Annotated in this window: 21 protein-coding genes; 5 read left to right on the top strand and 16 right to left on the bottom strand. The window is 46.6% G+C overall.

Annotation, left to right across the window (positions count from 1 at the left end):
* Positions 1-18: 18 nt before the first annotated feature.
* The 8 genes from AC1DXC_RS08380 to AC1DXC_RS08345 form a co-directional block, all read right to left on the bottom strand.
* Complete coding sequence (locus AC1DXC_RS08380) at positions 19-1,119, bottom strand: adenylate/guanylate cyclase domain-containing protein (protein WP_477458695.1); 1,101 nt, start codon at positions 1,117-1,119, stop codon at positions 19-21.
* A 59-nt stretch (positions 1,120-1,178) separates the two neighbouring features.
* Positions 1,179-1,850, bottom strand: coding sequence for a hypothetical protein (locus tag AC1DXC_RS08375; RefSeq protein WP_477458694.1), 672 nt, complete (start codon positions 1,848-1,850; stop codon positions 1,179-1,181).
* A gap of 14 nt (positions 1,851-1,864) precedes the next feature.
* Positions 1,865-2,371, bottom strand: coding sequence for an RNA polymerase sigma factor (locus AC1DXC_RS08370; RefSeq protein WP_477458693.1), 507 nt, complete (start codon positions 2,369-2,371; stop codon positions 1,865-1,867).
* Between the two features lie 93 nt (positions 2,372-2,464).
* Entirely contained in the window at positions 2,465-3,118 is a 654-nt protein-coding gene (locus AC1DXC_RS08365) for a hypothetical protein (RefSeq protein ID WP_477458692.1), read from the bottom strand.
* A gap of 4 nt (positions 3,119-3,122) precedes the next feature.
* The gene (locus AC1DXC_RS08360; protein ID WP_477458691.1) at positions 3,123-3,464 is read right to left on the bottom strand and encodes a hypothetical protein; all 342 of its coding nucleotides are present in this window, start codon (positions 3,462-3,464) and stop codon (positions 3,123-3,125) included.
* Between the two features lie 4 nt (positions 3,465-3,468).
* Positions 3,469-5,895, bottom strand: coding sequence for a penicillin acylase family protein (locus tag AC1DXC_RS08355; RefSeq protein ID WP_477458690.1), 2,427 nt, complete (start codon positions 5,893-5,895; stop codon positions 3,469-3,471).
* Between the two features lie 191 nt (positions 5,896-6,086).
* The gene (locus AC1DXC_RS08350; protein WP_477458689.1) at positions 6,087-6,668 is read right to left on the bottom strand and encodes a thermonuclease family protein; all 582 of its coding nucleotides are present in this window, start codon (positions 6,666-6,668) and stop codon (positions 6,087-6,089) included.
* A gap of 173 nt (positions 6,669-6,841) precedes the next feature.
* Positions 6,842-7,195, bottom strand: a complete 354-nt coding sequence (locus AC1DXC_RS08345) for a VOC family protein (protein WP_477458688.1) — start codon at positions 7,193-7,195, stop codon at positions 6,842-6,844.
* A gap of 96 nt (positions 7,196-7,291) precedes the next feature.
* Here AC1DXC_RS08345 and AC1DXC_RS08340 point away from each other — a divergent pair, with 96 nt between their 5' ends.
* Positions 7,292-7,540 (top strand): (2Fe-2S) ferredoxin domain-containing protein, encoded by a 249-nt coding sequence (locus AC1DXC_RS08340; RefSeq protein ID WP_477458687.1) that lies wholly within the window; start codon positions 7,292-7,294, stop codon positions 7,538-7,540.
* An 80-nt stretch (positions 7,541-7,620) separates the two neighbouring features.
* Here the strand turns inward: AC1DXC_RS08340 and AC1DXC_RS08335 are convergent, their stop codons facing one another.
* Complete coding sequence (locus AC1DXC_RS08335) at positions 7,621-8,145, bottom strand: ferritin (protein ID WP_477458686.1); 525 nt, start codon at positions 8,143-8,145, stop codon at positions 7,621-7,623.
* 124 nt (positions 8,146-8,269) lie between these two features.
* Complete coding sequence (locus AC1DXC_RS08330; protein ID WP_477458685.1) at positions 8,270-8,638, bottom strand: hypothetical protein; 369 nt, start codon at positions 8,636-8,638, stop codon at positions 8,270-8,272.
* Between the two features lie 108 nt (positions 8,639-8,746).
* Here AC1DXC_RS08330 and pgmB point away from each other — a divergent pair, with 108 nt between their 5' ends.
* The 3 genes from pgmB to bla all read left to right on the top strand — a co-directional run bounded on the left by pgmB (position 8,747) and on the right by bla (position 10,670).
* Positions 8,747-9,400, top strand: a complete 654-nt coding sequence (gene pgmB, locus AC1DXC_RS08325) for a beta-phosphoglucomutase (protein WP_477458684.1) — start codon at positions 8,747-8,749, stop codon at positions 9,398-9,400.
* Between the two features lie 92 nt (positions 9,401-9,492).
* Entirely contained in the window at positions 9,493-9,954 is a 462-nt protein-coding gene (locus tag AC1DXC_RS08320) for a hypothetical protein (RefSeq protein ID WP_477458682.1), read from the top strand.
* Complete coding sequence (bla, locus tag AC1DXC_RS08315; RefSeq protein WP_477458681.1) at positions 9,951-10,670, top strand: subclass B1 metallo-beta-lactamase; 720 nt, start codon at positions 9,951-9,953, stop codon at positions 10,668-10,670. The genes AC1DXC_RS08320 and bla overlap by 4 nt, the downstream gene beginning before the upstream one ends.
* Before the next feature lie 25 nt (positions 10,671-10,695).
* On the opposite strand, the gene AC1DXC_RS08310 is transcribed toward bla, so the two are convergent.
* The 3 genes from AC1DXC_RS08310 to AC1DXC_RS08300 form a co-directional block, all read right to left on the bottom strand.
* Complete coding sequence (locus AC1DXC_RS08310) at positions 10,696-11,175, bottom strand: hypothetical protein (protein ID WP_477458680.1); 480 nt, start codon at positions 11,173-11,175, stop codon at positions 10,696-10,698.
* Between the two features lie 282 nt (positions 11,176-11,457).
* Positions 11,458-13,491 carry a glycoside hydrolase family 65 protein gene (locus tag AC1DXC_RS08305; RefSeq protein WP_477458679.1) on the bottom strand — a complete coding sequence of 678 codons (2,034 nt, stop codon included), beginning with the start codon at positions 13,489-13,491 and terminating at the stop codon, positions 11,458-11,460.
* A gap of 10 nt (positions 13,492-13,501) precedes the next feature.
* Positions 13,502-14,830 carry a vanadium-dependent haloperoxidase gene (locus AC1DXC_RS08300; RefSeq protein WP_477458678.1) on the bottom strand — a complete coding sequence of 443 codons (1,329 nt, stop codon included), beginning with the start codon at positions 14,828-14,830 and terminating at the stop codon, positions 13,502-13,504.
* Between the two features lie 203 nt (positions 14,831-15,033).
* Between AC1DXC_RS08300 and AC1DXC_RS08295 the strand changes: the two genes are divergently transcribed.
* Positions 15,034-15,972: a GyrI-like domain-containing protein gene (locus AC1DXC_RS08295; protein WP_477458677.1), complete on the top strand. Its 939-nt coding sequence runs from the start codon at positions 15,034-15,036 to the stop codon at positions 15,970-15,972.
* Between the two features lie 3 nt (positions 15,973-15,975).
* Here AC1DXC_RS08295 and AC1DXC_RS08290 read toward each other — a convergent pair whose 3' ends face one another.
* From AC1DXC_RS08290 to AC1DXC_RS08280, 3 genes are all read right to left on the bottom strand, one after another.
* A complete protein-coding gene (locus AC1DXC_RS08290) occupies positions 15,976-19,341 on the bottom strand; it encodes an FG-GAP repeat domain-containing protein (RefSeq protein ID WP_477458676.1) in 3,366 nt (1,121 codons plus the stop codon).
* 46 nt (positions 19,342-19,387) lie between these two features.
* On the bottom strand, positions 19,388-22,690 hold the full coding sequence (locus AC1DXC_RS08285; RefSeq protein WP_477458675.1) for a VCBS repeat-containing protein: 3,303 nt from the start codon (positions 22,688-22,690) through the stop codon (positions 19,388-19,390).
* An 80-nt stretch (positions 22,691-22,770) separates the two neighbouring features.
* Positions 22,771-24,309: a RagB/SusD family nutrient uptake outer membrane protein gene (locus tag AC1DXC_RS08280; protein WP_477458674.1), complete on the bottom strand. Its 1,539-nt coding sequence runs from the start codon at positions 24,307-24,309 to the stop codon at positions 22,771-22,773.
* Between the last annotated feature and the right edge of the window lie 12 nt (positions 24,310-24,321).

Raw genomic sequence — 24,321 nt, 5'->3', positions numbered from 1 at the left:
TTTTTTGTTGCTGCTATTTTAGAGCGTATATAACACCGTATGTATTTCCATCTGCTGATCCCTCCCCTTTAAATTATGCAGCCCGAAGGGTTTTGTTTCGAAAAGGGGATTTGGCCCGAGTGCTTTAGCGAGTTGGCCGGAGATAAGGATATCCACATCGAACTGGTTGCACAGGCCCTGTATACGGGCGGCCGTATTGAGCACATCGCCGGTAAAAATAATTTCCTTCTTCAACACGCCTATTTCGCCGGTGGTAACCATGCCATAATGCAGGCCTGCTTTAAAGCCGGGCAGTAAGCCAAAACGCGCTTCGTATTTTGATGCCTGCTGCGCCAGGGCATTTTTCATCGCAAAGAAACACCCGATGCAGTCGGTGTTCTGCAGGCCGGTCTTGAGTTTCCAGGAGATAATCATTTCGTCGCCGGCGTATTGGTATATCTCGCCGGAGTAATCTATCACCGGCTCGGACAAATCGGCAAAATACTCCTTCAGCATTTCGAAATACCTTACGTGGCCCAGTTTCTCGGCAATGGTGGTGGATGAGCGCATATCCAAAAACATGAATATCCTTTCTTCCTGTACCGGGTGGTGGTATTTCCCCAAAAAGAAATTACGCAGGGCGGCGTGGCCGATGCTAGCGCTTACCTCGGTATAAAATTGCGTAACCAAAATAATGGAAGCGATGTAAATAGTAACGCTTAACATGGAATAGTTGGTAAAAAAAACCCATGCAGTGTTCCAGAACGCTTTCCGACCCAAAGCGGCTAACACATCGGGGGCCGTACCGATGAAAGTGACGACGAGGAATAACAGGATTATCAGGAGATAGACAAGCGATTTGTAAAGGATTTTCTTGCTGAAGCTTTTTTTAACGAACCACTTATTGAAACAAAAAACCTCCAGCACGCCCATAATTAAACCGGTTATCAGCGCAGCAAAGGGCATGGTGACAATATTCCTCGTAAAAAAGTAAGGGTTGCCGGTAGATGGGTAATAATTCAGCCTGCCCAGCAGGCCGCGCTCCAGCAGGGTGTAAACCAAACTGAATACCAGCCACAGTACACCGAATGGCATGATGCGCAGGATATTCCGTTTGGCTTTGGGCGAGAGCGTTGTCATAAAAATCCGGTTGTAGCAAGGTATCGTTCTTACGGCGTAATTGCAAGTAAAGCTGTAGGCTATCCCTGCCGCTCAAACTCCTCAATTTCGCCTAAAAATTGGTATGCGGCGTTCGCCTGAAACCAGCCGGAGCCCGTTAATAAAGTTTTGGCAACGGTAGAGTTTATATTTTTTACACTTAATTTATTGATGAGCCATAAAGCCAGGGGCAATAGAATTATATCAATGGCAACGTTTGATAAAAAATAAGCCTTATATGCAGGTTCCATAAAATCAACGTTAAGAACTATTTTGCCGGCCAATAATAACAGCAAAGGATATAATGGTAAGAGTATCAGAATATATTTAACGTAGTTAACAATGCTCAATTTAAGTTGCTCTATTTTCTTCTGAATCGGGGTTACGGCGTTATCAAACCCCATTTCAACCTGTCGCGTAATTACTAACTGTTTAATAACATATACCAGGAATAAGATAAATAATAAACCTATGACTGTCGCCGACAAACTGAACTGCGGCATACGCCAATTGTCGGCGGCAAAATTGCCGAGATATATTATTGCTGGTATCAGCAGTAGCACTTCTATCACTTTCAGGTAAACTATCTTACTAAGCTTACGCTTTGCTCTATCGAATTTCAGTTGTTTTAAAAGTTGCATATTCATTTGTAGGTTTCTATCCAGTTTGCGGTCGTACTCAGCCCATATGTTTTGTAATTCCTGTAGTTCCATGATTTCTATTTATTTTATTTTTTGTTGAATTGTTGCTTAAGGTGTTGTTTGATGCGGCTTATTTTGGTGGCCACGTTAGTTTCGGTGATGCCGAGGATGTCGGCCATATCTTTGTAGCTGTTGTTATCGAGGTAAAGGATCATCAGCGCCTTGTTCAGTTCGTCCAACTGGTTGATGAATTGGTGCAGCAGGATAACCTTCTCGTCGAGATGGCGGCTGGTATCGGTATCATCCGCAATATCGAAAATGGCCTCGTTGATGGATGTAGTAGCAGATTGCCTTTTATGATGCGAACGGTAAAAGGAGATAGCGGTGTTGAGCGCTATGCGGTACATCCAGGTAGAGAGCTTGTACCTGTTGTTGTAGTTGGGATACGCATGCCAAAGCTGGATGATGACTTCCTGCACCAGGTCCTTACGGTCCTCATCATCCTTGCAATAGGTATTGCAGACTTTAAAAATCAGCTTTTTATGCTGCTGAATGAGTTGTAAGAACTGGTCTTTATAGGCCTGCGGTGTCATTGGGTGATTTCTTTATACCATTATTCGCAGGAAGAGGAGAAAAATCACATGGGGTGAAGGAATTTTCTTTTTAAAATTTCCAGAAGCTTCTGTTTAAGCAAAATCGTTCAAGTGCTCTAACACAAACATCAGGTTACCATTAACCGGAATTATTTCGAATGGGTCATGGGTTATTTTATATACGTTTTTTTCTAAATCAATGCCAATGAAATCGCCATCGCCAAGGTCTATAAGATGAAAATAGGTCTTATTATTTAAACTCACATTGTACACATCGCTAACGCTAACTAATTGCGTTTCATCGGGAGTTAAAATGCCTTTGATTTTTTCATAGTCGGGATTTTTAATGTATTCGATTTTTATCTTTTCGGTGTTGACCGTTTTAGCATCCAACTTAAACTTTCCCCTGTTATTTAACGAATACCCATTGATGACCCCCGACGAAACATAAATGGTGTATTGTAGATTCGTCTTGGTGTTTATGTCCGGAACAGTAATACCCGTTATTTTGTATTGGCCAACATTCTTCTCGCTAAATTTCGAGAAGACTTTAGAATTAAAAGTAAATGTGTTATAACCAGGAATATCGCTTGCGCCAATTAATACCCCTCTGAATATCCCAGCCTGAACTTGTTCAGTAAGCTTTTCATATCCATGCGGAAGAGATTTAAGAGATTCCAGCAGCACCTCTATTTCCCAAGGCTCTATCTTAGTTCTTTTAAAAAATCCGGCTATAATGTTCAACATCTTATTAGCCTTCCTTCTCAAACACCCTCTTCACCAAAAAGCCCGACATGGCGCTCATCCCCCCTATCAAACCGCCAATTAAAACCGTTACCAACAGGAGCAGCAACCAATGCGGTAATTGAAACAGGTGCGCTACGCGTGTAGCCAATATATTCTCATTGGGCAGGCTTTTCAGCAGGGCCAATGCCAGCCAGGCCAATGCCAATGCACCAAAGCCCGACCAAAACGCGTGACCTGATGCCTTGCCTAAAAAAATCGCCGAGGCAAACGCGAAAATGCAGGCCGCCCACCAGGGCAGTATAAACCCGCTTATAAAAGATAATAAAAGTATCAGTGCGAATAACATAGGTTTATTTGCTAAGGGTTAAGGTTGTTTTGATTCGGGGCGATTTTTCGCTTGGCGATTGCAGGTAAAGCAGTTCGTTTAGCTTACCATCTTTCCAGGTCTGTAGCATATCATCGTAATAAAAGCTGCCGGGATTGCCGCTTTGTCCGCCGGGCAATATGCCATAGCCTTTTACCTGCGGGCCTAATTGCACTACCATCCGCCATGATGGCCCGTGCCCGTCGATAAGCGCGTTTACCGTAGAACCTGCCCCGCCACTTGCAAAGTTGCCTGAGCCAAAGCCTGGCAGGTTAGCCAAATGCCGCACCTCGAAAGGTTTTACTTTGCCCCATTGCCAGTTGCCGGGCTTGCCCTGGTCTTTTACTAATTTATCTACCGTTACATTAAAGCTGCGGCTCAATACATCGGCAACGTTCTCTTTCATCGTGGTATTTTTACTGTCGAACCATACGGAGTTTGGGTCTTTCAGCAATAATTCCTCTGTCCTTGCCATCGATGGCCAGTTGAGCGGCATATCCTTGTCAGAGAAATTATTTTGCCAGGTGGCCCGGTAAAAATTGCTCCACCAGTTGGTGAATATAGCTGCCCCTTCCGAGTCGGCTGCCAAAAACTTATCCCATTTCCTGAGGATGTTGAGGGCCGCCGTTTGGTTCTCATCCAGCTTGCTGGCATCGAGATATTTGAGCATGGTGGGCAATATATCCTGCGCGCGGATGCTGTAGGTATCGGTTTGCAATATGCGCATGCTATCGGCGGTGGCTTTTTGCATCGCACCGAGGCGGTCATTAATACGCTTGCCACGTTGGTAAGGCGCAAACTGCCAGTTGATGTAATATGGGTAGGTTGGATCGGTAGAGCTTTGGTTGGCCGAGCTTACGAAGCCGCGCGGCGGGTTCTTCACCGTTGGGTTCTGTTCAAAAGGGATAAAGCCGTGCCAGTCGTTAGCCGGGTCGCTGCCATCCATCAGGAATTTGCCCTGGTCCTTATACTTTAAAGGAAGCTTGCCGTTTGGGGTAATGGCTATATCGTTATCAACAGAGGCGAATACAAAGTTTTGCGCCGGTGCGCTGAAGTATTTCAAGGCCTCGCGGTAGTCGGCATAATTGCTGCCGCGGTTAAGCAGGTAAAAGGTTTTAAACTCGTTGCTTTCCTCGTGCGCTATCCACTTTAAAGCATTGCCCACGGGGATATTATCGTGCCCTTTGGCCATGCCTGCATTATCATAAACCACCGGGCCGAAACGGGTGTAGCGCACGGTATCGATGATATCCGGCTGGCCCTTTACGGTAATTTTCTCAACGCGGTAAATAACTTTGTTCCATTGGTTGTTGTACCAGTATTCGTTGCGGCTTTCGTCTTTAAATTTCAGCTGGTACCAATCCAGAATATCGGCATCCACATTGGTTACGCCCCAGCTTATTTTTTGGTTATAGCCAATAACGATGCAAGGCGCACCGGGCAGCGATACCCCGTAAACATTTACGCCGGGCGCCGATAACTGCATCTGGTACCATATGGATGGGAAGGTCAGATCCAGATGCGGGTCGTTAGCCAAAATGGGGTAGCCCGATGCGGTTTTGCTGCCGCTGATGGCCCAGTTATTACTGCCTATGCCCTCTACCCTTTCCTTCATTTTCATGCCCGTAAGCAGCTGTGCTTTAAAGGCCGCAGGCGGCGCAGGAATGGGCAGGGGTTTAAAATCCCATTTGGTACCAACCGGGATGATAGGGCTCTCGTGCATGGGGTAATCGGGGAATAAATCATTGGTGATCTTCGCTCCAAACTTATTCAGTACATTGGTCATAGCCAGTTCGTTGGTGCCGCCGGCTAAAGTTTCCGACATCAGCTTGAGCAAAAACGCGCAATTGATGGGCTTCCATTCCTCTGGCGCGTAATCCAATAGTTTGAATTCAATAGGATAATCTCGTTTAGATAACTGGTGTACATAGCTGTTCACCCCATCGGTATAAGCGTTGATAACCACCTTCATCACGGGATCCTTCATCATAGCTTTCAGGGTATTTTCGGCACCGTACACCATGCCCATGCGGCGGTGGTAACGATCTACATCCAGTGCTTTTGAACCTACTACTTCAGATAATCTGCCCGATGCGCTGCGGGTTTGGATATCCATTTGCCAGAGGCGGTCGCGCGCGGTGATAAAGCCCTGCGCATAGTATAAATCGTGTTCGTTTTCGGCGAAGATGTGGGGGATGCGGTTATCGTCGTACTGTACGGTTACCTTAGCGGTAAGGCCATCAAGCTTAAGTTCTTCGGCGGCATCTATGTTTTTGCTTTCGGCATTTTGCCAAAAACCGGTAGCCGGGTTCAGGAACTTACCTATAGGCGGTATATCGCCGAATTTTGTTTGTAGTGCCCAAATGAGGGCTGTGGTAATGATTACGGAAACCAGTGCCTTAAAAATTTTCATCGGGATGGGAATGGTGAAGCAAGATAGGAAAATTCGACAAAAGTGCGCGTGGCGAGTTGACTCACCCCCAACCCCTCTCTGCTGCGCAAAGATGGGGAGTTTTTTTTCTTTCTTCACCCTCTTTAACGAAGTTAGAGAGGGTCGAACAGCAAGCGCATTCGGGGTGAGTCAAATATGCGAGCGATAAAGACCTACATCACTACCGTATCGCTATACTTCGGTTTCCTCTTCTTATAATGCCGTTTGGCTTTCTTCGGCTTTGCTTCCTGGTTTTGGGCGCGTTGCGCCTTGCCCTCTTTGCGGAACTCCCATGGCGGCGTTGGGTTGGCATCCTGCCAAAGGCCCAGTCGGCTTTGCCGGGCTTGCTGTTCCAGCGTGGCCAGTTGCGGGCTTTTTGAGTAAGCAAGGTATTGCCAGGCATAACCATTTTTCACCAGGGCGTAGTTTACATTGGTACCATCGGCCAGTTCTACTTGGCCTACCGTGCGGCCATATCTGTCCTGTGTGTTGGCTATTAGCTTTACCAGCTTGCCGAAGCAAAGGTCTGATGTAAATTGCTTGGCAGCCTGGCCGAATGCCTGGCTCTTTTCGGGGCAATCCACTTCGGCAAGGCGTACGGTGGTTTGTATATTATCGGGCGAGAGAAGCACCATGGTATCGCCATCTTTAACGCCTACAACTTTGTAGATGTAATCTTTATTGGTGTCTTTTTCGTCGTTGTTACAGGCGGTGGCAAGGATGAGGAGGAAAAGGAAAAAGTGTCGTTTAAGCATGGGGCTAAATTATGCATGGTTTTAATTAACCGCAAAGAACGCAAAGGATTTGCAGCGGCGTTAGCGCAAAGAACGCAAAGCCTTGCAAATTATTTAATAAGCTTTTTACGGTTGCAAGGCTTTGCGGCACTTTGCGTTTTTCTTTGTGTCCTTTGCGGTTAAAACTAAATCGCTTATTTCCCATGCAAGCTCATCGCGTTGCCGTCAGGATCCCTCACCGTGGCAAAGCGGCCCCATGGCATTTTTTGGGCGGGTTCAACGGTTACGCCGCGAGCGGTCATCTCTGCTATATCTTTATCCAGGTCATCGCATTTGATAACCAGGCCGCGGATGCTGCCCGGCGGCATCTGTTGGAACCAGTTCACCAACGTAATAGTGGTATCGGACCCGGGGATGCCCAATTGGATCCAGTTAGAGCCGCCTTCGTAGGGCGCTTCTACTATCAGCGTGAAGCCCATTTTTAAATAAAACTCCTTGGCGGCCTGCTGGTTGGTTACGGGGATGGAGATAATCTCGATGCCTTTCATGGTGTTGTCTATTTGTGCTTATAACATCATAAAAGTATAAATAAAAAATAAACCCGTTATTTGTGTGGTTATTTATTTGGCAATAAGGAGGATGTGATGAGCAAGTTTACCGTACCCGATAAGGTTTTATTTGTATGTACCGGCAGCAAATGCGCCAAGCGCGGCGGTAAGGACATGTATAAGCTTGCCCATAAATTTGCCAAACACGCTAAGGATGATATCGAAGTTTTCAGGATAGAGTGCACCGACAGGTGCGATTATGCACCTGTGTGTACCATATCTCCGGGGAATACCTGGTTAAAAGAGTATTCGCCTAAGGAAGTTTTGAAATTGCTGGAGAGCTAAAAGCCCCATCCGGTCGGGATGAGGCTTAAATATCATAGCCCTTTTCCTTTGGAGAAGGGTTGGGATGAGGCTTCTTACGCTTAGCCGTTGTATTCAATACCGCCAACGTGCTTGTCTATCTGCCACCTGCCGGTGCCTTCTTCGCCAATCACATCGAACAATTCCAGCGCACGGCGTGCTTTGTATTCTTCTTCGCGCTGCTCTTTCAAAAACCAGTTCAGGAACTCGTTGGTAACAAAGTCCTGCTCTTTTAAGCAACGGGCGTAAATATTTTTGATTGATTGAGTAACGCTTATTTCCTGGTCTAAAGCTTCTTCGAAAACTTCGCGGAACGAGTTATATTCCTGCTTGATGCCGGTAACATCGGGCGAAATGGCGTTGCCGCCCATATCCAGAATATATTTGTAGAATTTTAGTTGGTGCTGGCGTTCTTCTTCGGCTTGTTTGAAAAAGTAGTCAGAAGAAAAATCGTAACCATTGCGGTTACACCATGAAGCCATGGCTAAATATACGGAAGACGAATACGCTTCTTTCTTTACCTGCTGATTTAAAAGCGACTCTACCTCGGCAGAAATCAGACTTTTGATACGGATAAGATCTTTCATGTTCTTGTGGTTTTAGAGCTGATAACAAAAGACAACAAACGTGCCGATTTATTTCGCTACACAATAATACCGCTATAAATCAGCAGCAAAGAAAATAAAAGCAATATGAATTCAGTCTAAATTACTACAGCGGAAGGCTGTACAGGGTATCCTGAATGATGGTGTTCAGCTGGAACATCACGAAAGTTCCCTCTAGTATTTCTTTAAGGGCGATGATTTGCAGTAGGGTAAGCACGTAGGTATGGTCGCAGGCACAAATGAAGATGATTTCTACATCGGGGGCTTTGCCGCTGTTCAGCAGGCGGTCTTCGATATCTACATGGTAAACCGCTTTCTTCAATTTCAGCAGGCAGCGGTAATCGAATTTATTAAGTTTGCCGGCAAAATCAACGTACCAGCAACGCTCTTCATCGCACTGGTATATAGCGCCTTTGGTGGTGCTGAATACGTTAGTCCAGGTAGAAAGCTCTTGAGTATGCTGCGTTGTAACCATGTTTGCAATGCAAAGGTTGTATTTATTTATAATTAATCCAAATAATGTTAACAATTATTTATAATGATTATTAACAACCAAAACCTACATTAGCGGTTTAGTATAAACATGAGCACCATAAAAGCCTGCATATTCGACCTCGACGGCGTTATCGTAGATACCGCCATATACCATTATAAAGCCTGGAAACGCTTGGCCAACGAGATGGGTTTTGATTTTACCGAACTCCAAAACGAGCAGCTTAAGGGCGTAAGCCGGATGGCATCGCTGGATTTGGTGCTGGGCTGGGGCAACGTTACCGATGCCACCGATGCTGAGAAGGAAGAAATGGCTACCCGTAAAAACAACTGGTACACGGAAATGATCAACCTGATGACGCCCGACGAGATACTCAGCGGTGCTGGCGAATTCGTACAGAGCTGCCGCGATGCAGGCATCAAAACGGCCATCGGTTCTGCAAGCAAAAACACGCCGATTATATTGGCCAAGCTGCAATTAACCCCCTTATTCGATGCCGTGGTAGATGGCAACAGCGTAAGCAAAGCCAAACCCGACCCGGAAGTGTTCCTGAAAGGTGCCGAAGCCCTGGGCGTATCCCCTGCCCATTGCATAGTGTTTGAGGATGCCGTGGCGGGTGTAGAAGCCGCAAAAAACGCTGGTATGAAAGCGGTGGGCATCGGCTCGCCGGAAACGCTGAGCGAAGCGGACGTAGTAGTGAGCGGCCTGGATAAGTTCAGTTTAGCCAAGCTAGAAGAACTTTAGAATTATTGATTTGTCATATGAAATTTAGGTTGATTGTGTTTTGTACTATCTTGGGACTGTATTCGTGCACCGATAGACTGACATACCATAAGTTGAAAAAAGCTGGCCTGGAGCAGAATAATCCTAGTAAAATATTATTTAAAACCATAAAAGATAGCCTCCCTAAATCCGAGCATGTTATTTATATCTTAAGCCCACGAGATTTGGGTTCGCAAACAACCCTTGCTTTTCATGCTTTAGTTTACGATGTAGGAACGAAAAAAACTTTATTTATTGAAAATGATAGCGCACGCACCTATCATATACGGATAACGTCTAAAAGTCACCATTTTACTACAATGACCTTTGTTCTTAATAATTACATAAATGGCAAAATAGAGTATTTAAAAACGCTACAACACACAGGTTTCTCTGAGGGCGGTGTCAACCTATTTTGGATTTTTGATATTGATTTAACCACTAAAAAAACGCAAAAATTTTATATTGAAAGCATTTTGTTAGACAAGCAAGGAAATCCAACAACTACTAAAATTTACTTTTCAGGAGGACAATGAAGATAATAGCCACATTATTATTTGCGTTGATATCAACAATTCTTTTCGCCCAAAAGCCTCAGGTAAAAATTATCATCACACCGCTTACCAAAAATTATTACGTAGTAACATCGCATGGCTACCCAGATAAGGATAGCGAACTATACCCTTCTAATAGCTTATTTGTGGTGACAGATGCCGGCATTGTTTTGATAGATACCCCCTGGGGCGAGGCGCAAACCCAGCAATTGATAGATACGCTTGCTAAAACTTATCATAAAAAGATAGTGCTTTGCATAGCCACCCACTTTCATGACGATAAGGTTATTGGTTTCGACATACTGAAGAAAGCCGGCACCAAAACCTACAGCAGCACACTAACCTATAAACTCGCCAAAAAGGAGCACAATAAACTGCCGGAATTTACCTTCAGTCGCGATACTACTTTTACGGTAGGCGGCGTAACCCTAAAGACCTACTACCCCGGCGAAGGGCACACTAAAGATAATATTGTGGTGTGGTTCCCGGATGAGTTGGTGCTTGTAGGCGGCTGCCTGGTAAAAAGCCTGGATACGAATAGCAAAGGATTTACAGGCGATGCCAACCTGGAGCAATGGCCCGCCGCTATCGAAAACGTGATTAAGTACTACGGGCACGCCAAATACATCATCCCCGGCCACCTCGGCTGGCAAGGCGGTGTGGAGCAGCTGAGCCATACCATGGATGTAGTGAAGTAGAAATTATCGGAATGACGGAATGACGCTAAGCGGGAATTTGCCCAGCGAGTAGCGCTTTCTTTTGACTGTGCTTTAAATAACGCACGACTAATCGATTCTTCAATGCTACAACGGCAACTACTGCGAAGCCGTTAGTTAGTAAGTGTAAATCAGCCCAGCCTGCCTTAGCAAAAACAATATTGGTATAAAACACCATCACCAGGTTAGCCATAAATAAACAGCAGATATCAAACGGCACTAAATAAACGATGGTATATCCCTTAAGACCGTACCTCCGCACAATAGAAAAATCTATACCCTGGCACACGATAGCGAATATGAAAATAAGGAAGAACCAGCTCTCTTCGGCACCATGATACTTTATTTTCGAAAAAGTGTTGATGAGGAAGTTCTGAAATACTGGGTATAAGCTATTTGCCGCAAAGAAAAACGCCGCGAATAGCAGGAAATGAAAACCATATTTCACCAAGGCGTAAAGTATGATGTTGTCCTTTAGCTTTTCCATTTTAAAGTTTGTTTTTATTAATCACACCGATGAGCAAAGCGCACTTGCATATCCGCTCTGCTCGCCGATGATCGCCGCGGCGCCCTAGCGCACTTGCCTCTGCGCCGCTCCTGCAACGACGAGATGGTGAAGCGCTTTTGGGCGATGCCTTTGGCCCGGGCTTTCCGTTACAAATCCTCGCGCAGCCGCACCAGCCCCCCCCTTCGCTGCGGGTTTTTCACTGCAATCCCTATCGCGGTGATAGTCGCCAACCTTCTGCTGGGTTGCGGCCCGCCCTATTGCTTACTTCACCGTATAAGTTACCTTATTCACCCCCACCCCGATTATCTTCAATGATTTCCAGTTGACAGGCAACTTGCTTTTTATTTGTACAATGCCCGCTGGCGTAATGTCCAACCCGCCGAAGCCCATCAGCATGGCCTGGATAATGCCCCCTGCCCCTGTAGCAAAGTATGGGTTGGTGCCGCCCTTGGTTTCGGCTATCACGCGGAAAGGCGGGTTAAGGTTTGGCTCGTAAGCTTCTTTAAACCAATGGTAGGCTTTGTCACCGTTGCCGAGGCGGGCGTATAGCAAGGCGAACACGCCCTGTGTCATGGCCGGGGTGCCTTCGTTAGGCACACGAGTTTCGTAATATTCCAGGTCTTTTTTAATCTGTGCAGGGTCGGTAATGGTTTTCAGCGGGTAGGCCAGCAGGTTTACGTCGGCTTGTTTAATGCCCTCGCCTTTGTAAGTGGCAAACTCGGCGGTTACGCCGTTATCCATCTTCAGTATCGGGATATTGTTGGCTACATTCATCCAATCCGGGTTGGCGGTAAGGCCCAATATTTTGGCAGCTGCCGTAGCATTTTTCAGGTTAACCTGCGCGGCAGCGTTAGTAAAGGCGTTGTTATCTATATTCTCGGCCCACTCATCGGCAGCAACTACGTTCTTGATATCGTAATGGCCGGGTCCGTTGCGCTCTACTCTGCTTGCCCAAAAATCGGCAGTGGCAGATAGTATGGGCCAGCCTTTCTCGCGCAGCCATTCCTTGTCCTGCGTTACGCAGTAATAATTCCAGGCGGCGTTGGCTACATCGGCCGTAATATGGTGCTCAAAAGGGCCGCTCAATGCCCAAACGGGAGTTTCTTCCACCCCGCTATCGGCACTTTCCCAAGGGAACATCGCTCCCTTATAACCATGCGAAAAGGCATTTTTTCGGGCGGCATCCAACCGTTCGAAACGGTATTCTACCATCGATTTGGCAATCTCCGGGTGCAGTACCAGCATAGCCGGGAACATCCACAAATCGGTATCCCAAAAAACGTGGCCGTTATAACCCAGGCCCGAAAGGCCCATCGGCGATGGCGACAGTGCCGTCCCCTCGCGCGAAAACGAGTATAAATGATAAAGCATGCTGTGCACGTCCTGCTGGGCCTGGGCATCACCTTCTATCTGTATATCGCTTTGCCAAAGCTTATCCCATGCCTGGTTGTGGAATTTGATGAGCCTGTCCTTACCTTCCAGCAGGGCAAAAATGGTTAAGCGCTCGGCCTCGTTCAATGGGTCGGCATGATGGGCAGAGGTGATGGACGAGCCGGTTACGCCATAGGAATAAGTTTGCCCCGCAGCAACCTGGTGGCTAAATTTCATCAGGTGCATATTATTGTCCCACATTTCGTGTATCACCCGTGGCTCCTGCCCGTGCGGCTCGTTAAACAAGAACGAAGTTGATGCGCAAAGCTGCAGTTTGCCCGTAGGACTTTTTGCGGTAGAGGTTAACAAACTGATGGTTACATGTGGGCGGTCAATCTCATTATAATAGTTCTCAACCTGTTTCAAGGCATCGGGTGCCTCCATTACGCTGGCAGCGGTAATCGTGATTGCTTTTTTGGCAGTCACGGCAACATCCATCAGCACGGTATAAGGCAATTGCCGCAACGAATAATAGGTGTATTTGATGCTCGCCTTGTCGCCATAGTCGAAAGTGGTAGTCATGGCGGCGCGCTGCATATCCAGCTCCTGCTTAAAATTGCTTACCATTTTGGCATCCAGGCGGCGGCCGTCAACCTCCAAATACATATTTAGTAAATTGAAACTGTTCAGGAAATTGCTTACACGGCCACGGCCATACAAATCATACGCGCCGGCCAGCACCACATTCTTCACCTTGAACGGCTCGGGCGAGGATACGATACCGATCATGCCGTTGGCTACCGTAATGCCGTAGTAGTTCGCCGGGTCTATCTTATCGGCTTTTATCACCCAGGGGTCCTGCGCCATCAGCTTTACCGATACCGAAAGGCTCATCAGCAAGCAAAACAGTTTGATACTTCTCATAAAATTGGTGCTATTTTATTTTCAATTGCAGTTTTTGGGTAACCAATTGCCCTATTTTTCGCCCCTGCGCATTGCCTACGTCGCAGGCAATTTTATAATGGATCCCTCCGTAAACACGCGATATGGCCGCTTCCAATGCCGCAGCGCGGAACGACGGGAAACTGCGCGGCTCAATACCGAATTCAGATTCAGACGAATCGGTGTAAGCAATATTGTCGCCAAATGCACTAGTCAACACTTCGGCAGCAGCAGCCGAGATAACCGCGTGACCGCTGATATACTCGGGGAAAGGCGGGGTTTGTATGTACGGGCGCCAATCGGCATCAATCTGTTTAGTAATCACCGTTTCGGGACGCACGCTATTAGCTTGATATTTTACGTACCAGCAATTGATGAATGCATCGAACAAGGCGATAGATGTTTCGGTGTAGGCTGCTACGGTGGTGCCGAAATCGGCTTTTTTGAGCCTGCTGCCGGTGCCTGCAATATTCATCCAGTGCCCGCCGGGCGAGAATTTTTTGGTAGCGAAGGATGCATGGCCTATCACATTCAACTTAAAGGCGTTATCGTCCCAAAAATCGGCTATGTGTTTTTGCTCTTTGTTCAAACTGTCTACCAGTGTTTTAACCTCCATTACGTTTTTGTAAAAAACGCTGTTCTTATCGGTCATGTTATAGGCTGGTGGCTCGGGCGCAGCAACCTGCGATGCCGAATCCAACACCATCGGGCGTATCTCGCCCCAATGCGGCTCCAGTGCCTGGGCATACATGGGTGGCGTGGGTATCCAGCGACCATCTTTGCGTGTAACGGTATATTTGCTTGCCGAACGGGTTTGGGCGTAGTTATCCTTTTTACTCCATTTAAGTATGTATTTGGCAACGGTATCGGCATACGCCACGGTATTATCGAACACGTCCGATGGCATACCTGCGTCCTTAGCCTTCTGTTTCAGGTCGTCGATATAGATTGCCATGCTGCCCTCCGGGAAGGTTACAGCGTTGCCAACCGTACAAAACGCCAGCATGGAGGCAAACTTAAAATCGATGTCGGTATCTTTTGGCGGGGTTGGCGCGGTGGGCAGGTGCTTTATCTGGCCCGATAAGCTGCGGAAATGCTTAGGGTCGCCGGCCGCTATTACCTGGTAGGCGGCGATATTAGCGTACACGTAGTTGCGCGATGCGATTACCGGAGGGAAATTATTCTCTAGAACGATATCGTTTAGTTTCTTTACCGTAATTCGGTACAGTTCTGGGTCGTCTGTAACTTTTTGATAATCAGCTTTCTTGCAGGATGCAAAAGTTAGGGCTACACCTGCAAGCAAAATCAGGAAACGGTTCATAATCATGTATTGGTTTAAGAAAAAACGCCCGCGCTTTCGATGCCGGGCAGGTATTGGTTTTTCTTTGTTTAGAGGCTAATATAGGGGTTTTATTGCTAATTGACGGGCATAAAATTGTTTGATTTTAACACCGTGAAATAGTTACTTTTGCAACGCAAAACGCGTTTCTGCGTGCTGTTTTTTATTTGTTATTTATCCGTTTTATGAAGAAACCTGCTCTTTTAGTATTAGGTGCATTGTTATTGGCCTTCATCAGCCTTTATTTTATTATCCCGCAAAATATTACTGCTACCAGCACTGTTACGGTGGATGCCGTAGACGGCAACGTATTCAAATTCCTGGTAAAAAAAGAAGCCTGGCCTAAATGGTGGCCCGGCGAGCATATGGCATCAGACAGTAATCTTTTTGCCTTTGACGGCAGGTTGTACACCATTCAAAAAGACGCCAACAGTTATATTGAGGTAGACATCAATACAGGGAAGGTGGAATTAGAGGGCAAAATAAACTACCTGGCAATAGATGATGTTTCTACAAAAATCACCTGGGAAGCCGTTAAGCAAAGTAGCCTTAACCCCTTCACCAGGGTATCAGAATTTATGCACATTAAATCTGAACAGAACGACATGGACAGCCTCCTGAACGTATTTAAGCAGTTTATACAAAAAGATATAAATGTTTACGGGCTTCCGATAAAAATAGACAAAGTAAAAGATGGCATCATGCTGGCAACCAATTCAGTTAGTACCACCCCACCCACAGTGGAAACTGTTTATGCTATGGCTGCCGGCCTGCGCAAGCAAATAGCCGCCCAAAACGCTGCGGAAACTAACAAACCCATGCTCAACATTACCAAAGCTGATGATAACGAATACCATATTATGGTGGCCATCCCTATCAATAAGGTAATTACACCCGCCGCAAATTCGGTTATCAATAAAATGGTGGTAGGCGGCAATATCATGACCACAGAGGTTAAAGGCGGGCGAAACACCATTGACAATGCGTTTTGGCAGATGCGCGCTTTTCAAAAAGACTATAAGCTTACCTCCGTAGCCATGCCGTTTGAGCTGATGGTGACCGACCGCATTGCACAACCCGATACCGCCAAATGGGTAACCAAACTTTACTGGCCCATCCTTTAAGGTCTACTTACTTATCAGGAGCAATTTACCCTCGTAAGTAACTACCACATAGCTTTCGCCTGCGGCGGTCTTAACCAATTGCGGCGCAGTCATTTCCTGGAAATTGAATAGCGGGTTCACCCAATACTCGGGCAACGAAAGCTGTTTGGTTTGCTTATCGTAATGCATGGTAACCAGGCCAAGAGCATCGTACTTACCCTCGTAAGGCACTACTCCCCAAAAGTTGCCGTTTAGCAACACATCGCCCTGCTTGTTATTTAACACCGTAACCGAGCGGATGGGCGCTTGCTGATATAGGTAAGGTAAAGCGGTAGAGGCTGTTGCGTGCAGCACATCGCTGATGAACACACTTTTAAACTCATTGGCTTCAAGGCGGCGATTTTGGTTGATGCGGTCCTCAAAGATATCCTCGGTGGTTTTATCTGCCATCTTCTGAAAGCTCAGAAATTCCTTTTTTAGGTAGGGCAGCTCCTGCTCCAAATCGTTTTTTGGGCGGAAGGGATAATACTTGCCTTTATAAGGATAAGATAGGATGAGGTCGTTCCTGCCATCGTTGTCCAAATCATTGTTGTAAGCGTAAAGCGGCTCATTGGCCGATACGTTGTACTTGCTGTTTTCGCCCCAGTTACCAGCTATCAGGTCGGCTTTGCCGTCGCCATCCAAGTCGGTAACGGTTGCACTCTGCCACCACCCCTTTGCCCCATCGAGCAGCGGACTGCTGAATTTCACGAGCTTTTTATTCTTGCTGAGGAAAATTTGTATCGGGTTCCATTCAGATGCTATCAACAAATCCTCTGTTCCATCGCCGTTAATATCCCGGGCAGTTATTTGGGTTACGTATTTAAGCGTGGTGATTTCGGTATATGCCTTCGGCGATGCCAGTTCAAAATCACCATTGCCTTTGTTTAGTAAAATAGTAGATTCAGCCGTTACAGTATAATCTACGAACGATACGCCGGCACCCAGGAAAATGTCCTTTCGCCCATCGCCGTCAAAATCATAAAAAAGTATCTTAGATGCCAATTGCACCGGCTGCGGAATGGCTTTGTATTCGAATTGGTAATTGCCCTTGTTGATATACAAACGCACCTGCTGGCGTTTATTTGGTTCGAGAAGGGGGTTGTTAACCGTTAGCACCAGTAAATCGGGCAGGCCATCCTTATTCACATCGGCCCATTGTGCGCCGGTATCGCCGTAATCTTTAAAAGCATCAAAGGCAGCAACGCTCACTTTTGTGAAGCCGCCGGCCTTGTTGCCTGCCAAAATATATTTGTCATCGCCTGCCATACCGCCCACGTAAATATCGTCGAGGCCGTCTTTATTTACATCGGCCACGGCTACCGGCGGGGTATGCGGCAGATAGGTATGCGGCAACAGGTTGTAATAGTTAAAATCGGGTGTTTCGTTCTGCTGCAGGGTAGCGAGTATGCTTGCCTTAACCGGCACATAGCTAAACTGCGCATCGCGTTTGGTGTAATTGGTTATCAGGCCAACCATATCTGTAGTTTGCTGCGTTTGGCTTTTGTTGTAGGTGATCAGCGTTTTTTTATTGGGGTTAAAATCTTTGATAATCTGATAGGAGTTATCGGGCCAGATCACCATCAGTTCCGCGGGCTTATCGCCGGGCAGGAAGGTAAAGGTAAGGTTATTGTTCTGCGTGCTTTCGTAAGCAGTGCTGGTTTGTATCTCCTGATGATCAACATCGTTGTTGGAACGCAGGAAAAATTTGGTACCGATACCGTCCGGGTTAAGCGCAGTGTATTTTACGCTGAAATTGAGGTAAGGCGGCTTGGCATCCTTGGCATTCTCCATCGTCGTGTTCTGATAGATAGACGCCGGGGCATCCATATTATTGGTTACCATATCCAAATCGCCGTCGTTATCCAGATCGATAGAAACCGCACCTGCCGAAATGGTGGTATCGCGCATATCGTTCCCTTCGGATATATCTGTAAACTTCAGTTTTTCACCGGCGTGGTACAAATAGTTGTGCACCTGCCCGTCGGGCATCAGGTTTATTTTTTCCTTATCGAAGAAACGGCTCGTCTTGAAATCTTTCACTACGTCAGGGTCGCCCAGGTATTTCAGGTAATCCATATCATTAAGTCGCTTTTTGATGCCGTTACTAAAGAAAATATCCTTGCGCCCGTCCATATCAAAATCCTGCACTAAGGGCGACCACGTCCAATCCGTAGCCGACACGCCCGCATACAGACTCATATCTACAAACTTGCTGCCGTTACCCACGTTTAGTTGTAGGCTATTTTTCGAATACTGGTAGTAATACCCTGCGTTCACCTCCTGATTGTATATATCAAGCGGCTCGTCGTTTATGGTCGATTTTAGTGCCTTGATATCTTCCGGAAGCATGTCTGTGCTTATCACATCCAGATGCCCGTCTTTATTGATATCCGTTATCGCATTCCCCATGGAGAAAAGGCTGGTATGCCCAAATGCGCTCTTCAATTCTTCTTTAAAGGTGCCATCTTGTTGGTTTACGTAGTAGTAATCCTGCTCAAAAAAATCGTTACTTACGTATATATCGTCCCAGCCATCGTTGTTCAGGTCGCCCACGCTTAAGCCAAGCCCATACCCTATCGGCGCCGAATAAATGCCCGAGCCTTGCGTTACATCGGTAAATTTGCCATTATCGTTGCGGAACAGGTGATCACCCGCATCGTGGCTGTATTTAAAACGCTGGGTAGAATCGCCATAAGTATCTGTGCTGTGTACCGATGAAGTGAGCAGAAACATATCAAGGTCGCCGTCTTTATCGTAATCAAAAAAGCTTGCCTGGGTAGAGAAGCCCGAAAAATCGAGCCCATACTTCGCTGCCGATTCGGTAAAGGTGAGATCGCCGTTGTTGATGTACAGTTGATTTTTGCCTTTAAAACCTTTGTAGTTGCTTACCACGCAAACGTAAATATCCTTTAAACCGTCGCCGTTGATGTCTACAACGGTTACGCCGGTTTTCCAGTTTCCGGTGCCTACGAGGCCCGCTTTTTTTGTAATGTCTTCGAATTTAAGCCCGCCTTTGTTCAAGTACAGTTTATTTTGGTCCTGATTAGAAACGAAGTAAAGGTCCTGCAGGCCATCGTTGTTGAAATCGGCGGCGGCTACGCCTGCTCCGTTATAGAAGTACAGGTAATCCAGGATATTTACTGAGTCGCTTACTACATTGCGGTTCACAAAATCGAGACCGCTCTCACTGGACGGCACCAGTTTAAAAATGCCATCACCTGCTTTTTTAGATCCGCAGGAGTAGAAAAAAGCGATAAAAGCCAGCACCAGGCAGCATCCTGCCAGGGTGGACCGAAGCGCGATAGCGGGTTTATTAGGTAAGCGTTTTTTGCGCTTGGCGTTCTTCATTTTATAGATATTCCAGGTTTTCTACCGTCAAATGGTTCATGCAGGTTTACCGGTGTAATTTATAGGCTTTCAGCTTATCGTCGTTAAGGCCGAACAAAAAATATTTCTCTCCATTGGCATTTTTTATCATCAATGACGAACGCACCTGGCCCGACAAATCCATCCCGCTTTGCGATGGCGAAATATACGTAAATCCGTTTTTACCGTACTTATAAATTTGACCATGGCTGGCATCTAATCGGCCAACTTCGGGTTTAAAACCATAAAAATTGCCGCCTAAGATAATCGAGGGGACTCCGCTGCCGTCTAAATCGTCGCACAGGATGGTATTTACGTTGGCCAATTGCGCATTATAAGGCAATGCCTTCGCCACGAATTTACCGCCCTGGTTTATGAACACCGCCGAAGCCAGGTAGTTCATTTCGTGCGTTTCGGCCCCTTGCAGTTGCTCGTCCGGGAATATCTCGCTGAACGGCTTGCCCGCGTAATCGGTATATTTAAGGTATTTCTTTTTGAGGAGGGGCATCTGGCCAACCAAATCAGGCTTCATGTGGAACACATAAGGGATGTGGTCGCTCTTGTACATGGATGTTACGCATTCCCTGGTTCCGTTCTTGTCGAAATCTTTCACGTAAATCTTCATCGGTTCCTCAAAAGATGCTTTGAATTTGATGTTGAGCCCAATGTTACCCGCTACGATATCCGGTTTACCGTCGCCGTTCACATCGGCAATTTGCAATGCGCTCCACCAGCCCTTGTAGTTATCCAATTGTTTATCGTGGGTGAATTTGCCCTTATTGTTCATAAATATCTCAATCCCCATCCAGTTGCCTGCAACTATAAGGTCGGGATAGTCGTTGCCGTCGATATCCGCCCATTGTGCCGATGTTACCATCCCCAACCTGGTATCGGCTCCTAGCACCTGTGCAGATACATCAGTAAAGTGTCCGTCGCCATTGTTGTGGAACACGTATGATTTTGGCGATACTCCATAAGTGCCGGGCACGCTCCGCCCACCAATGAATAAATCGAGATGGCCATCTTTATCGTAATCACAAGCCATCACTACCGATGCATTTACCGGCGCAGGCAAGCTTTTCTGCGGATTACGATGTAGGTTACCTTTACCATCATTTTCATAAAAACGAGGGAAATATAATGGATTTTCGGGTTCATCTTCGTTGCCGCCTACGCCTATGATCAGGTCCTCGTCGCCATCGCCGTCAAAATCGCCAAAGGCTGCGCCGGCATTTTCTATGTAGCTCTGCTTGCCCAGGTCATCGGGCACGTATATCTTAAACCTGCCGTTTTTTTGTTGCAGGTAGATGGATGCCGGACTATCCTTCGAACTGCCGAAGTAAAAATCTGCGAGGCCATCCTTATTTAAATCGCCTTTTGCCATATAAGGGTTCTCGGTAGAGAGCATCTGCAGCATCAGGCGCTCGTTGTCGAAATCGATGAATCCGTTTTCTGTGTGGGTGGGCACCGAATCGAACAATGCTTTGGCGGTTTCAGTAAACAGAGGCTTAACCGCTTTCCTGCTGAAATCGTAAGTTCCCTTCGCATCCGCGATGTTGTAGGTGTACACTTTGTTCGCCTTTACGTTTTTTGCCACCTGGTATTTACCGCCGGGCCATATAACCTGTACAGAATCTACCAAAGCTACCTTGCCGAGGCCAATGGTAATTAAATTTGGTGACGTGCTGCTCTGGAAACCGCGCGTTGGCTGCTGATAGTAAACCAGGGCCTGCCCCTTGCTGAATGTTTTGATCGTTGCCCCTACCCCAAACCGGTTCAGCTTATCGCCTTGCAACTTTATTTGGATAAAATTATTCTTTAGCGTTTCAGCGTTGTTTTTGTAGATGTATAAGGGCGAGTTTACGTTGTTCACGATAAGGTCGTTATCGCCATCGCCATCCAAATCGCCATAGGCAGCCCCGTTGCTGAACGACGGGTCGTCCAGCCCAAACTCCTTTGCTTTATTGGTAAAAGTAAGGTTATGGTTATTGGAAAATGCGTAGTTGGAAAGTGGTGTCGACACCATCTTATCCGTAAAATCTTTATAATCAAATGATTTTTTCTGGGCTATCTTATCCATGTTTTCACGGTTGCCCAAAAATTCGATGTAGTCCTGATCGGTGAGGTCTTTATATATGCCGTTAGATACGAAGATATCTTTCCAGCCGTCGTTATCCATATCAAAAAATAGTGCGCCCCAACTCCAATCGGTAGCGGCTACGCCCGCATTGAAGGCCACTTCGGAGAATGTTCCATCGCCATTGTTCAGCTGCAGGCAGTTTTGCATGTATTGGTTAAAGTAACCATCGTGCTGTTTTAGTTTTATTACGTCGAAGGATTCGAAGGAGGTCATCTTCTTCAAACGTCTGTCGCCTTCGGGCAACATCTCAGTGGTAAAAATATCCAGGTTGCCATCGTTGTTGATGTCGGCGATATCCGAACCCATCGATGCCAGGCTCAGGTGGCCGGTCTCGGCTTGTATGTCTTCTTTAAAAGTGCCGTCCTTTTGGTTGATGTATAGGTAATCGCGCTCGAAAAAATCGTTAGATACGTAGATATCCGGATAGCCATCGTTATTTACATCGGCTACCGATACGCCAAGGCCAAAGCCGATATCGCTGCTAAATATGCCTGCGCCTTTGGTTACATTGGTAAAGTGCCCACCATCATTGCGGTAAAGGCGCGCGCCGCCCAACTCATCTACCACCGCCCGCAAATTCTTGCTGAAATCGAAAGAGCCAATTGGCCTGAATGAGTTGTTGAGCACGAAGCAATCCAGGTCGCCGTCGTTATCATAATCAAAAAATATGGCCTGGGTAGATAATCCGTTATCAACCAGGCCATACTTTTCGGCTTCTTCTTTAAAAGTGCCGTTGTGTTGGTTTATAAAAAGTTCGTTGCCCTTCCTATCGATGATATTGCCGCTATGGCAAACGTAGATATCCAGCCATCCATCGCCGTTAATATCAACCATGGTAACGCCGGTACTCCAGTATTTGGTGCCCTTAACGCCCGCCTTATCGGTAATATCTTCAAACTTCCAGTTGCCTTTATTCAGGTAAAGCTGATTGCCGCCCTGGTTTGAGGTGAGGTACACATCGTTAAGCCCATCGTTGTTTATATCGCCAATGGCCACGCCGCCGCCGTTGTAGTAATTGCGGAAGGTGAAAACGTTGGTGCGGTCCTGCTCGTTTAGCTTGTTGGTAAAGTTTATGCCGACTGCGCTATTGTCCTGCAAGGAAAACAGCGGATTATCGACGCGTTCTTTGCCGCAGGATACCAATAAAAAAGAAGCAATAGCAATCAGGGTAAACGGCTTTTTTTTAAACATTATACGTTTAGAAAAAACAAACGTAGCGAATTACTTCGCTACGTTCAAATCAAATATAAAACTGTAAACTGGTTCCTTAATTAGTAACCCGGATTTTGTTTCAGGTTAGGGTTGGTATCAACCGCACGCTGAGGGATTGGGAAAAGGGTTTTAGATTTATCAGTTGCCAGTGGGCGCTGATCTACAGGATCGTTGAACTTTTCGAAACGGATAAGGTCATTCCTCCTCCAGCCTTCGTAGTAAAGCTCGCGGCCGCGTTCTGCCAGCATAACTTTAGCATCAACGCTACCCAGGGTGCTTGCACCACGTGGGGTACGTACCGCGTTAACGATGCTTACTGCAGTTTGGCCAAGCGGGTCTGTACCGCCACGCATAATTGCCTCGGCTTTCTCTAACAATACATCGGCGTAGCGTAAGAATACATAGTCATTATCCTCGCTGTTATCAGGTACTGTACCATCTGCATTAGGATGCGGGAAGTATTTGAACACCCTGATACCCTGTGCTTCTGTAGAGAAGTTAATATTAACATCTTCTGTAAAGATAAGTGGTTTACCGCCACGTTGTTTTAAGGCAACGCCGCCCGGGCCGTATTGCTGGCCTACGGCAAAACCTGCCCTTAAGCCAACTTTATCAGTTAAGCCCGGGTAAGCAACACCACGGCGCTCATCAGATGCCTCAAATGATTTGTAGAAATCGGCAAGGGTTGTGAAACCGTTCCAGCCATCTGGTGTCTGGTTGTAGTGCAAGCCCATTTTCCAACGGTTTTTTGCGTTACCGGTTTGACGTGCAGTAGTGTTATATAAACCAAAGATGTTACCGTGAGACTGATCTGAGTTATCCCATGCAAAATCCTGGAAGTATTTACCGGCCGGCTCTAAAGTATAGCCCGCTGCTGTTACCTTATTTGCATACTCAATAACCTTATCCATATCTGCTTTAGCAAATGTGAATGGGCCACCAACGGTAGCGGCTGTATAAACTGCTTTGTTAAGGTAAACTTTGGCTAATAAAGCCTGTGCGGCTGCTTTGCTGGCTACGCCAATGTTAGCTGCGGCGCCTAATTTAGATTCGGCAAACTCCAAATCTTTGATGATGAATGCAGTAGCATCTGCACGGTTCATTACTGTAGGTACAGATGAGTTTGGTGCATCCGGATCACGGAATGGCTGCTGGCCGTACAAGTCAACTATCTGGAACATAAAGTAAGCACGGCAAAAGCTTGCTTCTGCTTTGATCTGATCAGATGTTGCCCTGGCAATTACCTGTGTTGCACGGAACACGCCGATGTTCAGCTGATCCCAGGTATCGTTTATCTGGTTGTGCGATGGTGTCCAGGTGTGGGTGTGCAGCTTGCGCCATGTACCAAAGTCACCCCAGTCGGTACCGCGGGTTGGGCCCATCATCTCGTCTGTAGGATGCTCTTGCAAAGCGTAAGTATTTGCCTGGTCGGCTTGCCCGTTCAATTGAGAATATACACCATTCAAATCCGCCGCACTTGATGCTCCCCCGGCGTCTACGGATTTAGACCCGTACACAGTTTCGTTCAATTTTGCACAACCTGTCGCGGCCAAAAGCGCCATACCACAAAGTGTTGCTTTCAATGTTATTTTTTTCATGCTCATATTTTT

Source organism: Mucilaginibacter sp. P2_D11, assembly GCF_056404435.1.
Note: the sequence above shows the minus strand (reverse complement) of the source record. Positions and strands in the feature narration are given on the sequence as shown.

Bases quoted from the DNA above. Each gene is read 5' to 3' on its own strand.
- AC1DXC_RS08380 (WP_477458695.1), bottom strand. From the start codon at position 1,119: ATGACAACGCTCTCGCCCAAAGCCAAACGGAATATCCTGCGCATCATG.
- AC1DXC_RS08375 (WP_477458694.1), bottom strand. From the start codon at position 1,850: ATGGAACTACAGGAATTACAAAACATATGGGCTGAGTACGACCGCAAA.
- AC1DXC_RS08370 (WP_477458693.1), bottom strand. From the start codon at position 2,371: ATGACACCGCAGGCCTATAAAGACCAGTTCTTACAACTCATTCAGCAG.
- AC1DXC_RS08365 (WP_477458692.1), bottom strand. From the start codon at position 3,118: ATGTTGAACATTATAGCCGGATTTTTTAAAAGAACTAAGATAGAGCCT.
- AC1DXC_RS08360 (WP_477458691.1), bottom strand. From the start codon at position 3,464: ATGTTATTCGCACTGATACTTTTATTATCTTTTATAAGCGGGTTTATA.
- AC1DXC_RS08355 (WP_477458690.1), bottom strand. From the start codon at position 5,895: ATGAAAATTTTTAAGGCACTGGTTTCCGTAATCATTACCACAGCCCTC.
- AC1DXC_RS08350 (WP_477458689.1), bottom strand. From the start codon at position 6,668: ATGCTTAAACGACACTTTTTCCTTTTCCTCCTCATCCTTGCCACCGCC.
- AC1DXC_RS08345 (WP_477458688.1), bottom strand. From the start codon at position 7,195: ATGAAAGGCATCGAGATTATCTCCATCCCCGTAACCAACCAGCAGGCC.
- AC1DXC_RS08340 (WP_477458687.1), top strand. From the start codon at position 7,292: ATGAGCAAGTTTACCGTACCCGATAAGGTTTTATTTGTATGTACCGGC.
- AC1DXC_RS08335 (WP_477458686.1), bottom strand. From the start codon at position 8,145: ATGAAAGATCTTATCCGTATCAAAAGTCTGATTTCTGCCGAGGTAGAG.
- AC1DXC_RS08330 (WP_477458685.1), bottom strand. From the start codon at position 8,638: ATGGTTACAACGCAGCATACTCAAGAGCTTTCTACCTGGACTAACGTA.
- pgmB (WP_477458684.1), top strand. From the start codon at position 8,747: ATGAGCACCATAAAAGCCTGCATATTCGACCTCGACGGCGTTATCGTA.
- bla (WP_477458681.1), top strand. From the start codon at position 9,951: ATGAAGATAATAGCCACATTATTATTTGCGTTGATATCAACAATTCTT.
- AC1DXC_RS08310 (WP_477458680.1), bottom strand. From the start codon at position 11,175: ATGGAAAAGCTAAAGGACAACATCATACTTTACGCCTTGGTGAAATAT.
- AC1DXC_RS08305 (WP_477458679.1), bottom strand. From the start codon at position 13,491: ATGAGAAGTATCAAACTGTTTTGCTTGCTGATGAGCCTTTCGGTATCG.
- AC1DXC_RS08300 (WP_477458678.1), bottom strand. From the start codon at position 14,830: ATGAACCGTTTCCTGATTTTGCTTGCAGGTGTAGCCCTAACTTTTGCA.
- AC1DXC_RS08295 (WP_477458677.1), top strand. From the start codon at position 15,034: ATGAAGAAACCTGCTCTTTTAGTATTAGGTGCATTGTTATTGGCCTTC.
- AC1DXC_RS08290 (WP_477458676.1), bottom strand. From the start codon at position 19,341: ATGAAGAACGCCAAGCGCAAAAAACGCTTACCTAATAAACCCGCTATC.
- AC1DXC_RS08285 (WP_477458675.1), bottom strand. From the start codon at position 22,690: ATGTTTAAAAAAAAGCCGTTTACCCTGATTGCTATTGCTTCTTTTTTA.
- AC1DXC_RS08280 (WP_477458674.1), bottom strand. From the start codon at position 24,309: ATGAAAAAAATAACATTGAAAGCAACACTTTGTGGTATGGCGCTTTTG.